Below are 21,245 nucleotides of genomic sequence, written 5' to 3'. Positions count from 1 at the left end.
TTTTTTAAATGGTCATTGAAAATAATTTGGTGTCTGGCTGTTTACGCTGTAACAGTAAATCAAAAGCCATACATATATTTCGTATAAAGGGTCTCCCCTTTTCTGTTACGTTCACTTGTTTGCGTTCAAACTCAAGAAGGCCGTCATCCTCAAACGTTTTAAGTTTTGAAAGCACCTCGGGCAGTTCATCAAAAGTCATTTCAGGCTGTAACCATGCGGTTTTAAAATGACACATTAAATTGAGGATGTGCTGTCTTATAATGAGATCTTCCGTATTAAGGATGTGACCTCTATACACCGGTATGATTCCTTCATTGACGAGGTGGTAATATTCTTCAATAGATTTTACATTTTGGGCAAAACCATACCAACTATCGCTTATGGCAGATACACCAAGACCGATCATGGCCTGTGTTTTAGAAGCTGTATAACCCATAAAATTACGGTGTAGGCTTTCGTTTTGTAAGGCCTTGTACAAACTGTCGGTGGTTAAGGCAAAATGGTCCATACCAATTTCTACATAACCCGCTTTCTCCAACAAACGCTTTCCGGTTTCGTATTGCTGACGCTTAGAAGTGCCGGTAGGCAAATCGGAATCCTTAAATCCGCGCTGACCGTTCCCCTTCATCCAGGGCACATGCGCGTAGCTATAAAAGGCTATTCGATCTGGCATTAAAGCCTCGGTTTGCTTAATGGTGTGTATCACATCCGCTTCGGTCTGAAACGGCAACCCAAAAATAATATCATGCCCCACAGAGGTATAGCCAATGGCCCTTGCCATTTCCGTAGCCTGTTTTACGTGCTCAAAAGGCTGAACCCTATTAATGGCTTTCTGGATGCTTGGGTTATAATCCTGAACCCCAAAGCTAACACGTCTAAACCCAAAATCGTACAAGGTTTGCAAATGGTGTTCTGTAGTGTTGTTAGGATGACCTTCAAAACTAAACTCACAATCGGAATCAAGGTCTGCTACTTTTATCAACTCGGTAAGCAATAAAGTTAAGTGTTCCGGTGAGAAAAAGGTCGGCGTACCGCCACCTAAGTGCAGCTCCTTGATGCGCGGTCTGGCACCTAGTACGGATCTGTACAAATCCCATTCCTTTAGAAGGGCAGTGATATAAGGTAATTCTACCTCGTGGCGTTTGGTAATGCGTTTGTGGCAACCACAAAACGTACAAAGACTTTCGCAAAACGGTAAATGCACGTAAAGGCTTAAACCCTGCGTCGCATTGCTTTCGTCAAAAGATTGCCGTAAGGATGTTTTCCAATCCATCACGGAAAAATTATCCATATTCCAGTAAGGCACTGTTGGATAACTGGTGTAACGCGGCCCGGCCACATTGTATTTATCGATTAAGTTCTGGCACATACTTTTTAAATGATATTCAAAATTAAATGCAAGCGTCGGTAAAAAACATGATTTTTGTCATATGGCCCATTTATTAATACCACAATACTTAAATAAGGCTGCATTAGGCACCATTTGCGTTGTAAAGACCCTGTTAGGGTTAAAGAAAAACTAAGGCACTTGCAGTTGCGCTAGCATATGCTTAACTTTACTACAAACCAAAAACAATCTTATTTATTATGAAGCACTTACAACTATTGATACTAGGTATAGCGCTGGTGGCGACCACGGCGTGCAAAAACAACGATAAAAAGACAGACATGGAAGGCGAAGCAGTGGAGACACCAACACCACCGGAACCTCCGACACCTCCAGCCATTGAATCTAAAACCCTCACCATAGACTTATTGCCTAAAAGCGATAGTAATGTGTCTGGCACCGTAACTTTTAACCAAAAAGGAGACGAGGTCTATATGGTAGCCAATATGACGGGTCTTACGGAAGGTACCCATGCAATCCACATTCATCAAACAGCAGATTGCAGCTCACCTGATGGCAAGTCTGCCGGCGGCCATTGGAACCCCACGGCACAACCACACGGCAAATGGGGTGATGCAGAAGGCTACCACAAAGGTGATATAGGCAATTTTGAGGTTGGCTCAGACGGCGTAGGCAGCATTTCCATGAACACTGCGGAATGGTGCATGGGTTGTGGTGACGACACAAAAGATATTATGGGTAAGGCTATTATTGTGCACCAAGGTGCAGATGACTTTACCTCTCAACCATCTGGTGCAGCTGGTGCACGGGTAAGCTGTGCGGGCATTATAGAATAATTGTTATGATTTGGAAAAACGAAACCACCTTATTCAGGTGGTTTTTTTATGCCCTAAAATAAGGAAGTCTATATATTGGATGCTTAGGATTTATTATTTATTTTAAGCTCTGGGTAACAACATTGAAATGTATTGTTATCCCGAAATATTAATGGTTAAATGCTTAATTTAGTGTTGACATAACATGTTGTGCTTCATTAACAGAAATCACTAACCAATGATATTATCGAGCCAATATTTACATAGTAAATCAAATGTCCTGTGGACATTTGGGCGATTTAGCCGCCTGCGGACTTAATAAATACTTAAATTAGACCATGATCAAGTTTTTTAGACACTATCCGAATGTAGTTTTTCAAATGAAAAACCCGAAGTCTTGAAGAGCTTGGATGAGGATACAGGATTGAACGTATAGAAACAGTCCAGTGGACTGTTTTAGTGATAGGGCCAGCTTGCCGTGTTGGCTATTTAAAGCTAGAAATATGATAAAATTCTTTCGAAAAATCCGTTACGACCTTATGGAAAAAAACAATACTGGAAAGTATTTAAAATATGCTATTGGAGAAATCATTCTTGTGGTTATTGGAATTTTGATTGCCTTGGGAATAAATAACTGGAATGAAAATCGAAAAAATAAACGATTAGAAAAGGTTGTATTGAACAATATTTTTGAAAATTTAGCTATCGATTCAGTACAATTCAATTATTATCAAAATCAATATAAACAGATTGACAAATTACATTTAGACTTATATAAATTCGGACTCAAAAACAAAATTGTTGATTCAATTTCAGAACCTGCTCTTATAAGGAGAAGTTTATACTTCAAGCAACTGATTGATTCGGATTTTAAAGAAAATCTTTACACGATAAATAATACAAAAATAAAAGAGGCATTAATTTCTTACATTAGAAGTATTAATGATATGGAGAATGTCTATTGGATAGAGCTTGCACCTTTAATCAACGATAGGCTAAAACCTTATCTTGCCGAACAAGAACTTTACAATACACAGAATTGGTTTGAATTGAAGAAAAGAACTTTTAAGGGCTATACTTTTAATGAAATAAATGGAAAAAATCTTATTGATAAGAATAAGTTTCTTGAATTAGCAAAAACGAAGAAATTTCAACAAATGTTATTTGAAATCAATGTGAAGTGGAGCGATTTCTATACTAGGGTCGAAACAGTAATTGAGGAAAACTATGACTTGAGAAATCTAATCAAAACAGAATTGAAAAATTATTAAATAACAAAATAACGACAATAGCTATAAGTAATGGCTCCGTTCTCGGCTATTTCTGAAAATTTGCTAAGCATAGTTCGCACTTTGTGCTCGTGTCCTAATAGGAGTTTCAAGCCTTTTTGCTATTTTTAAGTTTAGGGCGGAATCATAGCCGCGTACCATTCAGTAACGAAACCATAGCCAAAACTGTTGGCAAACATTAAAACAAATAAAATGAAAGAAATGCTAAAATTCTTAATTCCAATTCTTTTAATTGGATGTGCTCAAAACGAAAATTCTCGCAATTCATTTGATAATACCATATTAGAACATGAGGAGATAGACCAAAATATACCTTTGGAGATAGAGCCGTATGCAGACCCAGAAGTCGTTAAAAATTTAGCACCAATCAGGGAACAATTTGACAATCTTGCAATTACTGAAAAAAGTGAAACAATAAATCCTAGAATGACGTCTTTTGCTCAACAAATGGCAAAAACCATATATGAACCAGTGAAAGATAAAGTATTTCTTATGGCTGGCTGGCAACTAACTTCTACTTTGATTGTTGTTGGAGAAGATGGCCTAATAGTTGTAGACCCAGGAGAAAGTGACGAAGCATCTGCAAGAATAATGTCAGATTTTAGAAAATCTACAAGCATAGAGTTGCCAGTAAAAGCTGTCATATACTCTCATAGACATCCGGACCATTCTTTTGGTGCAGCAGGAATGGGAGTAACACAAGAACAAGTTGACAATGGTGAAGTGAAAATTTTTGCTCATTATCAATTTATGGATTACTTAGCGAATGACGCTAGTGTGGTTGGTGGTATTTTAACTGAAAGAACCGCTTATGGTGGTGCAACTTATTTGGGTCAAAATAAGGAAGGCTTAGTTCATGCAGGCCTAGGACCTACCTTCGCAGGTGGAAAAATATCTTTTTATAAACCAACAGATATTGTAAAAGGACAACTAGAAACAAAAGTTGCGGGTGTTAAAATTGTCATGTTTGAAGCTTATGGAGATGCGGAGGATGAAATTGATGTATTCTTTCCAGATTTGAAGCACGTACATGGTTCAGAAACTACACAAGGTGAGTCCTTTCCTAACTTATATACACTTAGAGGCACTAAATATCGTGACCTCGTAAAATGGTATAAAGGCGTAGACAACCTTCTAGAGTTTGCTAAAAATAGTAATAGTTTTAGTCACTCACATATGCGGTGTTGGGTTGGTACAGATTTTATAGTTGAGCGCATTCAAAACTATAGAGATGCCATTCAATATACCCACGACCAATCTATATACCATATGAATCAAGGTGCTACTAGAGAAGAATTAGTTAGTCTTATTTCATTGCCAGAGCAATTAAAAAAAGACCCTTGGTTACAGGAGTTTTATGGAAGTGTAGAACATTCAGTAAGAAACGTATATAATGGTTATCTCGGTTGGTATTCTGGCGATGCCACCGAATTAGCAACACCTAATTTTCATAGAAAGGCGAAACTCTATGTTTCTGCGATGGGAGGTGTTGATAATGTGCTGAAAATTGCCAATGAAGCTATAGATGCGAAGGATTATGGTTGGGCAATGGAAATATTAACTCATGCTGTAAGAGCTAATCCTGATAATAAAGATGCTAGAAATGCAAAGGCGAAAGCAATGCAATTATGGGGTTATGAACAGTCTAATATTTATTACAGAAATTTTGCTTTGTCTGGAGCTAAAGAATTAGACGGAACATTAGATAAATCTGGAGCATTTGATTTTGCGAATCCCGTTATCATACAACAATTTAGTATAGGCACGATATTAGAAAACCTAAGAGTGAAAATAGATGCAACTAAAGCAACCGATGCAGATTTTAAAATAGGATTTAACATTACAGACCGTAATGAGACATATGGTTTCCATGTGCGAAATGGTATTGCTGCATTTTATGAGTATGTCCCTGAAAACGCTGATTTAATATTGGATATTCCTAGTAATGTTGTTTATGACTTTGTTTTAGGAAAAGGAAGAGTAAAAGACGCAATTAAAAATGGCAATGGAACTGCTAAAGGAGATTTGAGGAATTTAGATGTATTCGCAAGTTACTTTGATTTTTCTAAGGCAGACATTAATTTGTCATCTAGATAAAAAACGTTTCCCAACAATAGCTATACTTAATGGCCCCGTTACCGGCCATTTCTGAAAATTTGCTATCGCACAGTTCGCACTTTGTGCTCGTGCCCTAATCGGAATTTCAAGCCTTTTTGCTATTTTTATGGGTAGGGCGGAATGATACTCCCGTACCATTCAGTAACGAAACCATAGCCAAAACCGTTGGCGCCAATTTAAAACGAACCCAGATGAACAAATCGATTAAACGAAAAATTTTAAGGAGAAAAATCTTTGGTCTTTATATTCTAATTACATCTTTTTTCGTGTTTATTCCGTCTTATGCCTGCACAATATTTAGTGGAGTAGATTGCAATGGTCAGGTGTGGAATGCGAATAATGAAGATGGCCCAGAGGGAATTGCAAATTTTATTAATGTCTTTCCAAAAACGAATGACACTAAATATGGCTACTATACACTTTCTTATTTTTCTCCTGCAAATGGAGAGGGTGGAAACATTCAAGGAGGAATGAATGAAGTTGGACTTACATTTGATTTTAATGCCATTGCTTACATAGAGGGATTCGACTTGGAAAGCAAAAAAAAATTTACAGAAGGTGATGATGCCATTTTACCACATATACTTGGTAATATGAGTTCCGTTAAGGAAGTGATAGATTTCTTTGACAATTATTGGTTTCAAAAAGGTTTTTTAAGTGCACAAATGCACGTTGCAGATAGAAATGGACAGTTTGCTATAATAAGTGCTTCTGGTACTCAAATGGTAGAAAAAGGTCAGCCACTGGTTTCGACAAACTTCGACATTTGCGGGAACGAAGACAGCTCTTCTTGTTGGAGATATCCAGTAGCAACCGAAAAGTTAACCAAACTTGGTGCAAGCTTATCTACAATGTTGTCAATTTGCCAGGAAACAGCTCAAAACAATAACGGCATCGTAACAATGTACTCAAACATTCAAAACCTGACTACAGGAGAAATTTGGTTTTTTTCTATCCACGACCCAAACATTATAATCAATACAAATATCAATGAATTACTTGCTAAGGGACGAAAGTCATACACGTTTAGCAATCTAAAATCATTGAAAGAAGCAAACGAAAGAAAAGAAAGGAAAGAATCCACACCTGTTGAACTGGAACCAAACAAATTGAATAAATACCTGGGTACTTATACCAATATGATGGTGGGTGAAATAAAAATAAGTCTGCACGAAAATGGACTACAATTTTCCTCTCCATTCGGTTCAGAAATGCTATACCCACAAACAGAAAACACCTTTTATCTGCCAAATACCAGTATTCGTATTGAATTTGTGGAAGATTCCAAATCCAACAGAAAAAAGTTACGCTATATAGAAGATTGGTATTGGTCTTTCTCAGCTTGGAGAGATGATTTAGACAATAAATAAATTTTTTGACTTTTAAATAGATAAAAAGCGGTGCCAACAACGGCTAGAATTAATTGCTTGTTCACCGCTGACTTACGAAAATTCCATCAACTTCTGAAGGACTTAGGCTACGATGAGGTCTATCTCAATGAAGCGGGCGGTGGCTCCCATGGTAGGACAGATTTGGTTAATGATAAAGAATTAGAATTAGCATTTTTATATAAAAACCTGCACCCAAACTATGAGGAACTAATCAAAGAGTAGTGAAAAAGCTGCACAACATCGGCTGTATCAATTGGTGGCTGACTGCTTAAATATAACTATATTAAAAATAATTAAGTATATGGTAAATGGCCAAGTGGCCTACTTCGATATTCCGCACTTGCCACAGCGGTAGACCTTGTGGTACATTTGGAATACCTTAGCATAACTAATAAAATTATAAATGAGAAAACTGAAATTTCCAACTGCCCAAACCATTTTAATAGTCATTGCCATAATTGTCACGGTCTTAACTTGGTTAATTCCAGCAGGAAAATATGATACACTAGTATACAATACTGCAAGTGATACATTTTTAAAAAGTAGTTTAGAAAAAAGCATAGAATTACCAGCAACACAAGAGACTTTAGATAAGCTCGATATAATAATCCCTATTAAAAAATTTTTAGATGGTGATATTTATAAACCTATTGCCATTCCAAATACTTATAAAGAACTGGCACCAAGACCTCAAGGCCTTGCTGAATTGGTAAAATCGCCTATAAAAGGAATAATCGCCGCTTCCGATATTATTTTTTTAATTCTAATTATTGGAGGCTTAATAGGCATAATGAATCTCACAGGTGCTTTTGATGCTGGCATTTCCTGGATGTCGAAAATACTCAAAGGTAGAGAGTATATTCTAATTATTTTGGTTACTACGCTTATTGCTGCTGGAGGCACAACCTTTGGTCTCGCTGAAGAAACCATGGCATTCTACCCTATTTTAATTCCTGTATTCCTAGCTGCTAAATACGATGCAATGGTAGGCCTTGCTTGTATTTTTCTTGGTTCAGGCATTGGGTCAATGTGTTCTACTATAAACCCGTTTTCCACGATTATTGCTTCCGATGCAGCTGGAATAAATTGGACAACAGGACTCGAAAATCGATTGATCATGTTATTCATTTGTCTGCTTATTACTATTGTTTATATTCTTCGCTATGCAAAACGCGTTAAAGCCGATCCATCAAAATCTCTTGTCTATGATCAAAAGCAAGAGTTAGAAGAACTTTTTGGTTTAAAAACCATGAATACAACCACGAAATTTACGCATAGGCTGAGGCTTATTATCGTTGTGTTTTCATTATGTTTTGTGGTTATGATTGTTGGTGTCTCATTTTTAGATTGGTGGTTTGTAGAAATGACAGCTACATTTCTTGTCGGTGCTATTGTTATAGGCTTTATTGCTAAAATTAGAGAAAGTGTTTTTGTAGAAGAGTTCGCGAAGGGTGCTGCCTCATTACTTAGTGTAGCATTTATAGTTGGTATTGCTAGAGGTATTACAATCTTAATGGAAGATGGGCTTATTAGCGATACCATTTTATATCATGCAAGTACGATAACTGAAGGTATGAACAAAGGTGTTTTTACAAACTTTATGCTTTTTATTTACGGTGGGTTATCCTTTTTCATGCCGTCATCTTCAGGAATGGCAGTATTGACAATGCCAATAATGTCGCCATTAGCTGACACCGTAAATATAGGGCGAGAAAGTATCGTTAACACCTATCAATTTGGCATGGGCTTGTTTTATCTTATCAACCCTACTAGTTTAATATTAGCTGCATTGGCTATAGTAAAAATTGGCTTCAATAAATGGTTAAAATTTATAATGCCTCTTCTTTTAATTTTATTGATAACAGTAATGATATTCCTAACAATTTCTGTGTACTAAAATAAAAGAGACTCCACACCGTATATAACTGATGGCGACGATTATTGCCGACTCTTCGACAAACACAGGATAGGCTTACGAATAATACCACGCCAATTTGCTACACTCATTTCTGTTTTTTGAATTATTTGCTAATTTAGATGCTAAACCACGGAATATGAGGAATGCTCAAAGCGACAAACTGGCGGAGCAAACCGTATACATATACGTTGGTAACCATGAGAACGAATCCAATAGAATGATAAAAACAATATTTACTTTTCTTTTTTCAATCTTAACAATTGGGGGTTTCGCACAATCCATTGATGACCCATTTTCTCAAAAGAAAATGAAGAAGGACTTTAAAATTTTTAAGGAAATAAGAATTCAGGCGAACTCAGGCCTTTATAAATACCGCACAAAAGAACAAATAGACAGTACTTACCATTGGGCTGACCAACAAATTGAAAAATCATCCACTTATCTAGACTTTTACAACATCATTTGCCAACTAACGGACTATGAAGGAAGCCTTCATAATAACACCAGTTTACCTAAAAAATATGCGAAGCGATTACGAGAAGAAAATGAAGGCTATTTCCCCTATCCTATCAAATGGATAGATGGAAAATGGCTAATCAATTATGAAAATGGTGAAGTTCCGCTTGGTACCGAAATCATCTCGATAAACGGTATTCCAATCTCAGAAGTCATTGAAAATCTGTATAAATACTACACCACCGACGGACGAAATATCACGGGAAAAAGAATAGGCATAAGAACCCATTTCGCTAAGTATTTCAGGTTTCATTACGGACAGCAACAGAATTTTAATGTGGTATTTAAAAGAGCGAGTTCTAACGAAACTGAAACTAAGTCATTGCAAAGCGTGAGTTATAAAGCGTACTACCAACATTTCCACAGCAGGTATTCAAAACCCTACGACCACGATTATTATAAGGACTTAAATGAAAATCAAAAATATAGATACAAGCAAATAGATGCTTCAACGGGTGTTTTAACCATTAACACTTTTGCTATGGGAAGTGAAACCACTCAAGAACACAAAAACTATCTTGCTTTCCTTGACAGTACTTTTGCAGATATAAAAGCTCAAAAGTTAAAAAATCTAGTCGTGGATGTTCGCCAATGTGGCGGTGGAACCGACCCTAATGATGTGGTTACTTATTCGTATCTCACCCAAAGGAAATTTCAAGAAAGTAAACAAGTGTGGATCAGTTTCAATAAAATTCCTCTTTTAAAACACTTTGATAGTTCAGTGCCTAAATTCCTTAGGCCTTTGGGCGTTGGTAAATTCAATCGAGATTTTCAAAATAGATTTCCCAAAGAAAAAGACGGCAAATACTATATCAGTGATGAAGAGAACGAAATGAAAATAAGAGAACCCAATGAAAATGCCTTTACAGGAAACATTTATCTTCTGATAAGCCCTGCAGTAGCCTCAGCAGGAAGTTTATTTGCAGCCATGGTTGCCGGAAATAAAAACACAACGGTAATTGGAGAAGAAACCATGGGTGGTTACTATGGACATAATGGACATATTTCGTTTGGTTACGTTTTACCTAAATCAAAAATCATCACGGACTTTTCCATTGACAATATAGAACAAGATGTTCCCGAAAAAGACAATCAATCTTACGACAGGGGAATTATTCCCGATCTGGAAGTTTCTCAAACGTATCAGGATTTTTTAGCTCATAGAGATACTCAAATGGCATTCACATTGCAATTGATTGAAACGAATGAAAAATAAAGATTGCCAACTTTATATAGCACAATGCAGGCTGAACGACTAAAATTAACCGTTTTGGTTCCTAAAAATCTTTGAGGTGGCCGATAGTGCATCTATCGGTAATCCTGCACTGGACTTATACTTTACTATTGTGTTGTATATTGATACGTCCTGAAAAAAATTATTCCTTAGAGAGAAGTCTTCCACTGACAGGTTCAAGGTCATACATTACGAAAGTTTCTATAATACTTTCCATATCCTCGTTTTCGCCGTGGTCTTCCTTCCCTTCTTTTGTTTCAAGGAAATTATAAAGGGTTTCTTTTTTATCATAAGTTGCCCATACAACAACTGAATTTCTTCCCTCATCAACACTAACCTGATAAGCTATAAGACCATCAGATTTTTTGTCCATTTTTAATGTAGGAGCTTTTGCAATCCTAACTAAATCGTCAAGTTTACCTGGCTTTGCAGTTGATACTGACATAAAGGTGTACGTTGGGTTTTTCATCGTTTTTTCCATTATTTGATTATTCTTTTGATTACAAGAGAATGACAATGCTAGCATTGTTACTAAAACTACTTTATTCAATTTCATTGTTAATTATATATTTTATTATGTTTTTGATGCAAATATAATATATTATTTCAAATACATAATAATATTTTGTAATTTTGTTCATTATAATACTATATTGCCTCAATGAAACTTACATTACTTAAAGAAATAATCGAACTAATCGAGGAATTTCAAACTACAAACGACTCTGAAAAAATAGAGGATTTCACTATCTGGCTCAACAACAAATTGTTCTCGTTAAATCATAGTAAAGAGCATTCAGCTCACGACGAATTATTGATTGCTTTTAAAATTATGTTGCTAAATAAAGAACTGAAAAAGCAGACAAAAAATGTTTTATCTAAATCCAATGTCTCTTCTATTGATGAATACAGCTTTTTATTACACTTAGATTACCAAGAAAGTTTTAGAAAAATGGAGCTAGTGGAATTGCACAATCTTGAAGCACCAACAGGAATAGAAATTATAAAGAGACTTCTAAAAAATAAACTGGTAGACGAATTTCCAGATAAGGAAGACAAAAGGGCAAAGAGAATAAAAATAACAAAAAAAGGTATTGCGGAATTGGAATCAATTAAACCAAGAATTGATTCTATTTTTATTAAATTAACAAAGACACTAAACCTGAATGAAAAAATTCAAGTTAGTGGTCTTTTAGATAAACTGATAAATTAAGGAAGAACTAGGCGCTAAATGTGTCTAACTGGCAAAGCCATTCATTGAAAATAGAAGATTTTTGTACGGCACTTTAAAAAAATGACGTTTACAAAAACGAACCAAGGAAAATAATCAGCTCGCTAAAACAAAGCCAAAGCTGTTACCATTTATCAAAAGTGTATGAAAAATATATTGAATTTCTTTATGGCAGGTTTTGTCGTTACCTGTTTACTTACTTTTATTAGTTGCAATCAACATAAAAGTGCCGAGCAAACAATAGACAATAAAATTCCAACTATACAAGACACGCTTTCTGTAATTACCACTTATAAAAACAGTCTGAGAGTTGACAACGACAGTCTGAATTTAATTGTTTGGGCCGAAGACGCTCGATGGCTACAGGCATTTGGAAGAGTTTTTCATGGAAGAGACACTATTATTAATTTCACAAAATATCTCCACAATGCTCCGGGTTACTCGATATCAAAAGTTGGAAGGCAAGACGAGCCTGAAGTTATTTTTATTCGACCAGATGTTGCCATCTTGCATGAGTACCATGAAAGGGAAGGGCAAATTATTAATAACGTTGTTACACCAACGAGAAGAATAAATACCACTTATATTATGTCTAAAGAAAACGGTAATTGGCAAATTCGGGACAAGGTAACAATGGACGAAAGGGAACGCTAAAAAATGATACTAACCAAAACGAACTGGGGAAAATAATTAGCGACGCTAAACCATACACCAAATCGTTGGTACAAATTAAATATCACTTATGAAATTATTAATAAAATTATTCATGGCATTATTGGTCTTGACGAGTTGCTCGCAAGAACCAATAATAAGAGAACTTAAGGTAGTTCATTTTGATGGCTCAGGTTATGAACTTGGGTTTAAACATGGCACAGCGTTAAAACAGGAAATAGGGCAAGTAGTTCAAGCATGGAAAAAGAATGTAGAAAATCAATTAGATAAGAATGCTGATATTGTTTTAAAGGAGTTTTTTGACTATGCGAATTTTGATCAATCTATAAAGCAATGGACTCCTGAGTTGTACGAAGAGATTAGAGGAATAGCTGAGGGATCTGGACAAAACTTAAATGATATTTTTGTGCTGAATCTACTTGACGAGTTTTGGGTATATATCGATAACCAAAATAATCATCACTGCAGTGGCATTGGTGTGCCATCAAGAAATGGAAACCCAGGATACTTATCCCAAAACATGGATTTGGAGAATTACATAGACGGTTTTCAGGTACTTATGCGTTTAAGTAGAGCTGATGATAGCCCAGAACAATTAATCTTAACTCACCCTGGACTAATTGCTTTAAATGGACTTAATGAAGAAGGTATCGGCGTTTGTGTTAATACCATAATGCAATTAAATGCATCACCCTCGGGTTTACCAGTTGCCTTTGTGGTCAGAAAAATTATCAATTCTAATAATAAAGAAGAAGTCCTGAAATTTATTCAAGATGTCAATCATGCGTCTGGTCAGAATTATATTTTAGGTATTAAAGGAGAGGTTTTTGATTTTGAAGCTTCTTCCAATAAGGTAGTCCAATACAATCCTTCCAATAAAAACGGAACGGTCTACCATACAAATCATCCTTTAGTAAATGATGATGTAAAGCCTTGGTATGACATGTATAATCCTAGCTTACCAGAAGACTCAAAACCATCAACATTTAATAGTTTATACAGATTTAAAGCTGTAGAAAAAAGAATAGCAAATAGGGGCGAATTAACTGAATCAGCTCTCATTGAGACTTTGAAGTCCAAAGACAATAAAAATAATCCCGTCTGTAGAGCAAATAATAAAAATGGCTATGGCTTTACCTTTGCTTCGGTTGTAATGGAAATGTCCGATAACCCTTATATGAAATTAACTGTTGGTCCACCTGATGAATCGGAATTTCTAAGATTTAATTTTTCAGATATGAATTAATATCTATAACCAACACCGTATAAAATTAATTGCTAGTGCAAGGTTAGTTACAAAATTTTTTGATGCCAGCCCGCCTATCGGACGAACAGGTTCGATGCGCTCGTACCCTTAGAATTATTTGCTCATCACAATTTGCTGTAATCGTGTTTATTTTTGATTTATTTACTAAATTAGTGTTTGATCGCACAATGACAACAGAGGCGATAAGAGGCGAACTTACGAAGTAAATTATAGCCAAAATCGTCTTACTATTATAAACTGAGTAAAAAGTAACAATTACCCTGAGCTCAAAACTAATTTAATTACGATGAACAAAAATTTCTGCTACACTAGCTTTCAGTTGTCAGTTTACTTGATATTCATTGCATCGGTAAGCTGTTCTCCAACAAAAAACCAGAACTATCCCATAAGCGAGGCAAATTATTGGACAAACGACAAGCGGGAGAAATACTTAAAAAACAGAGAAGATTCAATTACCTGGGATAAACAGATGTTTGATGATGATATGAAATGGATTGATGATTTACCCTCTGGACCGTTTCAAGAAGGCGTTTTTCCCGAACCAAAATACGACTTGCATGGAAAATTTAAAGGCGTTGGAAACATGTCAGGTCAGTATAAAGTTAATGGAAAAACAATACTGATGAATAGCTTTTTTCAAAATGCGAGTACTATCAATGAACACTATTTAGATACCCTAAAAAATGACGTTTTCTTTCATATCGTAGTTTTGACCGACACTTTAGATATCGTTAATTACAATCACTTATCTTCTATAATCATTTCACGAAATCACCCAGATTATTTAGGGCAAGGTTTTTACAAAACAAAAAATAATTTAATAGACTATTCGGCATTTATAACTGCAGAAAGAGAGAGTTATGCTATCGTGAACACTCGGTTATTTAATTTGAAATACGGCAAAACTATTTTGATCGCTCCGCAAAAAGATAAATCCTTAAGATCATTACAAATAAAATCTACCAAAATATCAAAAGATGAGGTCGTGAATTATACTCAGGAGCTGTTAAAAAAGGAAGAAATAATACGATTTTTCACTAACGAAAATGCCATTTGAAGTAAAAAAGTCCGGAATTAACAATGGCTAAAAACAAACAGCACAGAACAACGGCTAGCCGACAATACTATACTGCACTGCGTGCGGCCAGACCATTGTGCGTTATTAAAGAATACATTAAAAGATTTTGAATGTGAAAAAAGTATTGACCTTTTTAAAATGGTTTGTCGGAATGGCGGCCCTATTAATGCTACTTTTAACCGCGTTCGCCTGGTGGTTTGTCCGTTCTGAAGAAAAACAACTTTCTGGTGAGAATACTACCATTGTTGAGAATTCCCAGTTTAAAACTCAATTTGGTAAGATAGCGCTAAAAAATATCGGTGTGCTTTCGGCTGACCAGGATTCTATACTTCCAAATCGCACGGTACTAATACACAATGAACAGATTGAATACATCGGCGAGAACAAAAACATACCGAATAACTATCACATTATTGATGGTAACGGAAAGTATTTGATTCCAGGTTTAATTGATACTCATATACATCCCTACAGAAGCAAAAACGACCTCTTACTTTTTTTAGCTAATGGTGTTACCCATGTAGCCACTATGAGTTCATGGCGTGGTCTCTTCCTTGAATGGCGAAAAGAAGCAAAAAATGGAGCATTGATGCCCCAACTCTACGTTGCCGCCGGACCGATGAATAGTGCAGAAGATTTTAGAAGTAAAGTATACGGTTACCTAGGTCCAATCCCCTTGTTCAATGACCCCGATCAAACCAAGAAAGCCGTTGCCGAATTCAAGGAGACGGGGTATGACGGATTGAAGGCCTACAGTCTTGATAGAGACAATTACTTTGCAGTTTCCGAAGCCTCTAAACAATATGGTATTCCTATGGTTGGTCATTTGACACCGGCAGTTAGCCTTGAAGACTTGTTTCGTTCCAATCAATCGCAGGTTGCACATGTGGAAGAAATTACCAAGGCCATGGAACGAGAGTTTGGAGGTCGTTCTAAAATATATTACGACAACACGGAAGCCTACCTCTCCTTTGTTAGAGAAAATGCAGACAGTATAGCTCAAAGAATAAGAGATAAAAACATTACGATTTCCACTACTATAAATGTATACCCGAGAGCAAAACAGCAGGATTTGGATTTAACTGCATATCTGAAATCCATAGAGCTTGAATATGTCAATCCTGGTATTTTAGAAGGCTCTGTTTTTAATCCAAGTTGGTTTCCAGGAAGCAATAGGTATGAAGATACTGGGAACACGGGCCCTGAAGGTATAAAAAATGCTGAGATTTATTGGAATACCTATATCGAAGCCGTAAATATCATAACCCTTGCATTTGCCCGAAATGGAGTAAACCTAACCGCGGGGACAGATGCAGGAAATCCTGGCATTGTACCTGGATTTTCGCTGCATGATGAATTAGAACACCTGTCTGATATAGGTCTTAATAACAAATATGTACTAAATACTGCAACAAAAAACGCTGCCGAATGGATTGGCAGCAATGCTGGGATTGTTAAAGAAGGAAAGATAGCAGACCTTTTAATATTAAATGGTAATCCGTTGGAAAACATCGAAAACACTAGAGATATTCATGCAGTAATGGTCAGAGGAAAGTATTTGGATAGGAGCCAACTCGATGAAATTTTAGAGTCGGTTAAAAACGCCAATAATGAAAGCAGAAAAATTAGTATTGAAAAATATTTATCAAAGTAGGATATATAAAGAACTACAAACAACAGCGGCTATAGTTCATTATGGCTGAAATTGCTTATACCAGTTCGCACTTTGTGCTCGTATACTAATAAGAATTTCAAGCCGTTTTATTAAATTTATGGTTAGGTGGCGCCAGCCCGCCTGCCGTGCGTGCAGTTTCGTCAGGCTTGTGTAGGCGTTATGGTAATCGCGTACATTCCGCAGCGAAGCCATAGTCGAAACCACGGGCCGTCATTTAAGAGAAATCATAATAAAAAATATAAAAATGAATCTTCGCGCAATAGTTTTAACTTGGACAGTCCTTACCTCAACTTTCTTTTGGACATCAACAATGCGCATTATCTATAAACCAGAAATTTCGAGTTGGAGTATTTTTTCTTTAAGTGGCAAAGGCTTTGAGGGTGAGTTTTGGCTACTTCCCTTACTCGTAATTTTTGCAATATCAATATTTTACTTTGAAGGTCGGGGAAGAATTCGCCAAGTGTATCACGTTTTTTTATTGATTTGGCATTCCCTTCTAACGGGTGCTATAATCTATGGCAGTACTCAATCTGATACTGAAGTCTCATTTGGGACGTGGGGAATATCGGTAGGTTTTAGATGGTTGGTTATTCCTTTTATTTTATTCTTTGGTGCGACCATTGTACTAATTTACCAGGAAAGAAAAATTAAAAATGAAATTCCTACTTTCAGTTGGACCAAAATTAACCTACAACCACTGATTATAGCATTAGCACTATCCATTGTAGCCTTTCTTTTCTTTAGATTTGGGACAGGTTTTAATTGGCTCGTAAAAATTGCAGTTGGATCAACAATTATTCAGTGGATTTTAATCACAGAAGCATTTGGCAGACCATACGAACGAAAAATTAAAAAGGATTTGACATGAAAAGCTGGGAAACATTTACGAAAAGAATCAGGATAAACAAACCTATTGAAGAAGTTTATAACTGTTGGGCAACCAAAAGTCAAATTGAAAAATGGTTTCTCGAAAAAGCTGATTTTATTTTCGAAAACCGAGTAAGGAAACCTCATGAACTAATTCAAAAGAATGATGATTTCCAATGGAAATGGAATAATTGGGATTTTACAGAAGAAGGTCAGGTTTTAGAAGCCAACGGAAAAGATATACTATCATTTACTTTTGGTTCGGGTGGTATCGTTGCTGTTACACTTAAAGAAGTACAATACGGCACGGAAGTTGAGCTCATACAAAAAGATATTCCAACCGATGACAGCAGCAAGATGGATATTTTTGTTGGTTGTATAACGGGATGGACTTTTTGGCTAACAAACCTAAAAGCCTACTTGGAACATGGTATCACCTTACATGCTAAAGGATTAAGTCAGGACGAAACAAAGGATTTGGTTAATAGCTGATTTTAAAAACTCACCACAACCCTATCGATAATTAATGGCGCTGGTCGTTACACCCTCTACAAGCTCAGGCCAGGCTTACCAAAATTGCTGGTCTCAGCCCGCCTAACGGACGGGTAGGTTAAATTCGCCCGTGTCTATTCGCGTTAAAATTGTTATATTGTTTATTAAATAAGTCGACGACACGAGAGGCTACAAAGGACGAACTGGCGAAGTTAACTATTAAAATTAGGAGATTTTTTTTAGGCATTTTAAAATAATGCCGATATCTAAAAAACAATCAGCGTAGGTAAATCATACACAAACACCTTGCCTTTAACTTTTAGAATATGAAGATGATTTTACAAGTATTAACTTTTTTACTCCTTTTAAGCGGATGCTCAGAAACCAAAGAAGAGAGCAGTCCTTTCGTTTATCCTCCTGAATGGAAACCCCAGCAAGCGGTTTGGATGTCCGTGAACGATCGGTGGGCAGACCCGGAAAATACAGTGGTGCAAATCACAGCGCGCTTGAAGCTGATAGAAGCACTTCACAAATATGTACCGGTTAAACTGTTAACTACTTCTGATTCGTTGTCTGAGGCTTTTTTAAGTGATTTAGTGAAGATGTCGGTAGACACATCGCGAATTACCACCATCATCTATCCAGAGCCAACCTATTTTTTGAGAGATCCCGGCCCTATTTTTCTATCCAATGGTACAGACCTTAAAATGGCTAATTGGCTGGGGGTCGATACCACTGAAGTTTATACCGGTTCTTCAACGCTTCGAAAAACTGTCGATGATAGCATAGCTGTTCGTTTTGGGTATGAGATTGAAAATAGTCCCGTGAGATACGATGGTGGGGGTATTGATGTAAACAATCATTCAGCAATGTCGATAAAAGACTATGCCCTAGAGCATAATGAAGGTAGGTTTACAATCGAAGAGATTGAAAAGGAAATTCTAAGACTCTACGGTAAAAAGCAAATGATTTGGTTAGAAGGAGTGCCTTTGGTGGACACAGAAGGCTTAAAAGTCGAAAATTATTCTAAAAAAATATTTCCCAGACAGAGCTATTATATGTTTAATGTCAAAAGAAATTAACTTATTTGGTGGTGGTATTCATTGCGCCACCCAGCAAGAGCCTAAGCTAAACTGAAGCCAACAATAGGCATAAGGCATGATAAGGATAAAGATTATTGCGAGTTTTTGTTTTTTGCCAAGCTATCTTGCCAGACAAGTTTGTAGATCAGAAAGATCCTATATTTCATTTGAGAGACTGTTGGTGCAACTTAAAAAAGCTCATCAAAGTGTAGTTAATTTGGAATTTGATATACTAACTGAATAAACAGTTAATTTAAACCAGGATATCAAATGGAAAATTTAAATAACAATCAATGGAAAATTTTTAAGGGAGCGGGCTGGTTATTAGGTGCTTTACTGGCAATAGTGGCCGATCTTGTTGTTTTTTCCTTGTCTGATAGTATAGCCGCTGCTATTTCGGCTGCCTTACCAATACTATTTTTTGCAGGTTTTAGTTTAGAGCAAAAATTTCAAAGAGGAATAGAGCAAATCGATGTAAAAAAAACAAAACTAATGATAAGCTCTTTGTTAATTGGCTTTGTCATTTTCGTTGCAATTTATATGAGTCAAAATTCATAATTCTGCCATTTACCTGCGTGCCAAATCAAAGAGAAATAGAAAAAAAGTTCATAGAAAAAATCCAAAAACATCAAGGGATTTTGCATAAGATTTGTTTTGTCTATTCAAATAGCAAAGCAGATAAGGAAGACCTATATCAAGAAATTATTTTACAATTATGGAAGTCTTATCCATCATTCCGAAAAGAATCAAAATTTTCAACATGGATGTATCGGGTTGCTCTAAACACAGCAATTACATTAAACAAGAAGGCTGCCTTATTTGAGAAACACAAAACACAACTATATGATGAGTATTCAATTGCTGAAGATATTGACTATTCCGAAGATCTTAAAATTCTTTATAAAGCCATTTCAAAACTTAGCAAAATAGAAAAGGCGATAATTATGCTATGGCTTGAAGAAAAAACTTATAGTGAAATTGCTCAAATTATTGGAATCTCGAAAAAAAATGTAAGCGTAAAATTAGTGAGGAGCAAAAAGAAGCTCACAAAAATGATTAAAAAGATAAGCTGATGGAAAATTTAGATTTAAACAAATATCAATTAGCTTGGAAAAACGAAAAATCCTTTCAAGTGGAGCGCCTTTCTGAAATTGAAATTTACGATTTTATGAAATCTACCTCAAAAATTGTGGGTCAGTACAAAAGGGCTTTACTTTTCGATATCGTTTTTAAAAGTATTTTATTCATTTCATTTCTTGTATTAATTTTTCTTTTAAAAAATCAATCAATTGCCATTATTACTAGTACATTTTTTAGTTTCATAACCGTCTTTGGAATTATTTGGCAGATAAAAATTTACAACATGGTAGAAAAAATAAGTGTCACAAAAGAACACCTCAAAGATTTACTAAGAGCCTATATTGACTTCTATAATAAGCACTATATTAAATCCATATTTGTAAGTGCCTTATCAAGTACTTTATTTTTTCTTTGCGGTTCTCTTTTTTATCTGCACTTCAAGTACGGGCAAATCCCTGTTTTTGAATTGGATGATTTTATAGTATTGACCATAGGTGTTATTTTAAGTTATGGAGTGAGTGCTATTGCTCATATAACACAAAACAACTACCAAATAAAGCAATTGGAAAGTTGTCTAGTTGAAATTGAAGAAAACACCATTAACGCATCAACCCTTAAAAAATATAAAACTAATAGGATAAAAAACATGGTCACGCTTGGAAGTATATTGATTATCGGGGTGATTATTTTTTTGTTGCTCATATTTGGTACAAATAATTAAAAGGGCATCGAAATGAAATCACTAAAAAATAATTGGACAATTGCACGAACGCTTCTTTTTATAATAATAGGATTACTGAATACCGTTTTTATAAAGCCCGAGGATGTTGGGACCTGGAAGAATTATGTTGGTTACGGTGTTCTTTTAATTGCAATAGTCGATATATTTACTCTTGTCAAACCATATTTAAAAAGGAATAAGAATGAAAAATAAATATGTATTTACTTTTCTTAAAATTTTAGCCTTTGTAATTCCTTTCCATTTTGTCTTTTATGGACCTCTACACGATAAGGTAGAACATCCCAAAATTAAGATATTGTGGAAATATGTATGCTCTGGTGTTTTGGCCTATATTTTATTCTTTAACCTTTTTAAATAAATGAATTGACCTTTGAAGTAAAAGCAGCAAACAATCGTATATAAAACCTTTAGACCATTTAAACAAAAATTT

At 35.7% G+C, this 21,245-nt stretch carries 22 protein-coding genes; 20 read left to right on the top strand and 2 right to left on the bottom strand.

Going from position 1 to position 21,245, the window contains the following annotated elements:
• Positions 1 to 4: 4 nt before the first annotated feature.
• Complete coding sequence (gene hemN, locus CA834_RS10270) at positions 5 to 1,369, bottom strand: oxygen-independent coproporphyrinogen III oxidase (RefSeq protein WP_094968614.1); 1,365 nt, start codon at positions 1,367 to 1,369, stop codon at positions 5 to 7.
• 218 nt (positions 1,370 to 1,587) lie between these two features.
• On the opposite strand from hemN, the gene CA834_RS10265 reads away from it, so the two are divergent.
• From CA834_RS10265 to CA834_RS10235, 7 genes are all read left to right on the top strand, one after another.
• The gene (locus CA834_RS10265; RefSeq protein ID WP_094968613.1) at positions 1,588 to 2,184 is read left to right on the top strand and encodes a superoxide dismutase family protein; all 597 of its coding nucleotides are present in this window, start codon (positions 1,588 to 1,590) and stop codon (positions 2,182 to 2,184) included.
• Between the two features lie 482 nt (positions 2,185 to 2,666).
• Positions 2,667 to 3,434 (top strand): DUF6090 family protein, encoded by a 768-nt coding sequence (locus CA834_RS10260; RefSeq protein WP_094968612.1) that lies wholly within the window; start codon positions 2,667 to 2,669, stop codon positions 3,432 to 3,434.
• A gap of 219 nt (positions 3,435 to 3,653) precedes the next feature.
• Complete coding sequence (locus tag CA834_RS10255; RefSeq protein ID WP_165764792.1) at positions 3,654 to 5,549, top strand: alkyl sulfatase dimerization domain-containing protein; 1,896 nt, start codon at positions 3,654 to 3,656, stop codon at positions 5,547 to 5,549.
• A 212-nt stretch (positions 5,550 to 5,761) separates the two neighbouring features.
• Positions 5,762 to 6,940 (top strand): C45 family peptidase, encoded by a 1,179-nt coding sequence (locus CA834_RS10250; RefSeq protein ID WP_133085486.1) that lies wholly within the window; start codon positions 5,762 to 5,764, stop codon positions 6,938 to 6,940.
• Positions 6,941 to 6,970: 30 nt separating this feature from the next.
• Positions 6,971 to 7,183, top strand: a complete 213-nt coding sequence (locus tag CA834_RS10245; RefSeq protein ID WP_094968609.1) for a hypothetical protein — start codon at positions 6,971 to 6,973, stop codon at positions 7,181 to 7,183.
• Between the two features lie 181 nt (positions 7,184 to 7,364).
• Entirely contained in the window at positions 7,365 to 8,858 is a 1,494-nt protein-coding gene (locus tag CA834_RS10240; RefSeq protein WP_094968608.1) for a YfcC family protein, read from the top strand.
• A gap of 157 nt (positions 8,859 to 9,015) precedes the next feature.
• Positions 9,016 to 10,611 (top strand): S41 family peptidase, encoded by a 1,596-nt coding sequence (locus CA834_RS10235; RefSeq protein WP_240507570.1) that lies wholly within the window; start codon positions 9,016 to 9,018, stop codon positions 10,609 to 10,611.
• Between the two features lie 160 nt (positions 10,612 to 10,771).
• Here CA834_RS10235 and CA834_RS10230 read toward each other — a convergent pair whose 3' ends face one another.
• Complete coding sequence (locus tag CA834_RS10230; protein ID WP_094968607.1) at positions 10,772 to 11,185, bottom strand: hypothetical protein; 414 nt, start codon at positions 11,183 to 11,185, stop codon at positions 10,772 to 10,774.
• A 105-nt stretch (positions 11,186 to 11,290) separates the two neighbouring features.
• Here CA834_RS10230 and CA834_RS10225 point away from each other — a divergent pair, with 105 nt between their 5' ends.
• The 13 genes from CA834_RS10225 to CA834_RS14670 all read left to right on the top strand — a co-directional run bounded on the left by CA834_RS10225 (position 11,291) and on the right by CA834_RS14670 (position 21,173).
• The gene (locus tag CA834_RS10225; protein WP_094968606.1) at positions 11,291 to 11,842 is read left to right on the top strand and encodes a MarR family winged helix-turn-helix transcriptional regulator; all 552 of its coding nucleotides are present in this window, start codon (positions 11,291 to 11,293) and stop codon (positions 11,840 to 11,842) included.
• 162 nt (positions 11,843 to 12,004) lie between these two features.
• On the top strand, positions 12,005 to 12,514 hold the full coding sequence (locus CA834_RS10220; RefSeq protein WP_094968605.1) for a nuclear transport factor 2 family protein: 510 nt from the start codon (positions 12,005 to 12,007) through the stop codon (positions 12,512 to 12,514).
• Between the two features lie 88 nt (positions 12,515 to 12,602).
• Positions 12,603 to 13,778, top strand: a complete 1,176-nt coding sequence (locus tag CA834_RS10215; protein ID WP_094968604.1) for a C45 family autoproteolytic acyltransferase/hydolase — start codon at positions 12,603 to 12,605, stop codon at positions 13,776 to 13,778.
• Between the two features lie 307 nt (positions 13,779 to 14,085).
• A complete protein-coding gene (locus CA834_RS10210; RefSeq protein WP_094968603.1) occupies positions 14,086 to 14,856 on the top strand; it encodes a hypothetical protein in 771 nt (256 codons plus the stop codon).
• A gap of 133 nt (positions 14,857 to 14,989) precedes the next feature.
• The gene (locus tag CA834_RS10205) at positions 14,990 to 16,531 is read left to right on the top strand and encodes an amidohydrolase family protein (RefSeq protein WP_094968602.1); all 1,542 of its coding nucleotides are present in this window, start codon (positions 14,990 to 14,992) and stop codon (positions 16,529 to 16,531) included.
• A 265-nt stretch (positions 16,532 to 16,796) separates the two neighbouring features.
• Positions 16,797 to 17,420, top strand: coding sequence for a hypothetical protein (locus CA834_RS10200; protein ID WP_133085485.1), 624 nt, complete (start codon positions 16,797 to 16,799; stop codon positions 17,418 to 17,420).
• Complete coding sequence (locus tag CA834_RS10195; protein WP_094968600.1) at positions 17,417 to 17,911, top strand: SRPBCC family protein; 495 nt, start codon at positions 17,417 to 17,419, stop codon at positions 17,909 to 17,911. Before CA834_RS10200 ends, CA834_RS10195 begins: the two co-directional genes overlap by 4 nt.
• Positions 17,912 to 18,237: 326 nt before the next feature.
• Positions 18,238 to 18,993, top strand: a complete 756-nt coding sequence (locus CA834_RS10190; protein WP_094968599.1) for an agmatine deiminase family protein — start codon at positions 18,238 to 18,240, stop codon at positions 18,991 to 18,993.
• Positions 18,977 to 19,048, top strand: coding sequence for a hypothetical protein (locus CA834_RS14825; RefSeq protein WP_394346596.1), 72 nt, complete (start codon positions 18,977 to 18,979; stop codon positions 19,046 to 19,048). The genes CA834_RS10190 and CA834_RS14825 overlap by 17 nt, the downstream gene beginning before the upstream one ends.
• Before the next feature lie 215 nt (positions 19,049 to 19,263).
• Positions 19,264 to 19,551 (top strand): hypothetical protein, encoded by a 288-nt coding sequence (locus CA834_RS10185; RefSeq protein ID WP_094968598.1) that lies wholly within the window; start codon positions 19,264 to 19,266, stop codon positions 19,549 to 19,551.
• A gap of 17 nt (positions 19,552 to 19,568) precedes the next feature.
• Complete coding sequence (locus tag CA834_RS10180) at positions 19,569 to 20,066, top strand: RNA polymerase sigma factor (protein WP_206186867.1); 498 nt, start codon at positions 19,569 to 19,571, stop codon at positions 20,064 to 20,066.
• The gene (locus tag CA834_RS10175; protein WP_094968597.1) at positions 20,066 to 20,794 is read left to right on the top strand and encodes a hypothetical protein; all 729 of its coding nucleotides are present in this window, start codon (positions 20,066 to 20,068) and stop codon (positions 20,792 to 20,794) included. The genes CA834_RS10180 and CA834_RS10175 overlap by 1 nt, the downstream gene beginning before the upstream one ends.
• Before the next feature lie 202 nt (positions 20,795 to 20,996).
• On the top strand, positions 20,997 to 21,173 hold the full coding sequence (locus CA834_RS14670; RefSeq protein ID WP_165764791.1) for a hypothetical protein: 177 nt from the start codon (positions 20,997 to 20,999) through the stop codon (positions 21,171 to 21,173).
• The last annotated feature ends 72 nt before the right edge of the window (positions 21,174 to 21,245 follow it).

This window comes from Winogradskyella aurantia (assembly GCF_002266855.1).
Taxonomy (GTDB): Bacteria; Bacteroidota; Bacteroidia; order Flavobacteriales; family Flavobacteriaceae; genus Winogradskyella; species Winogradskyella aurantia.
This window is presented reverse-complemented; position numbering and strand designations above follow the sequence as displayed.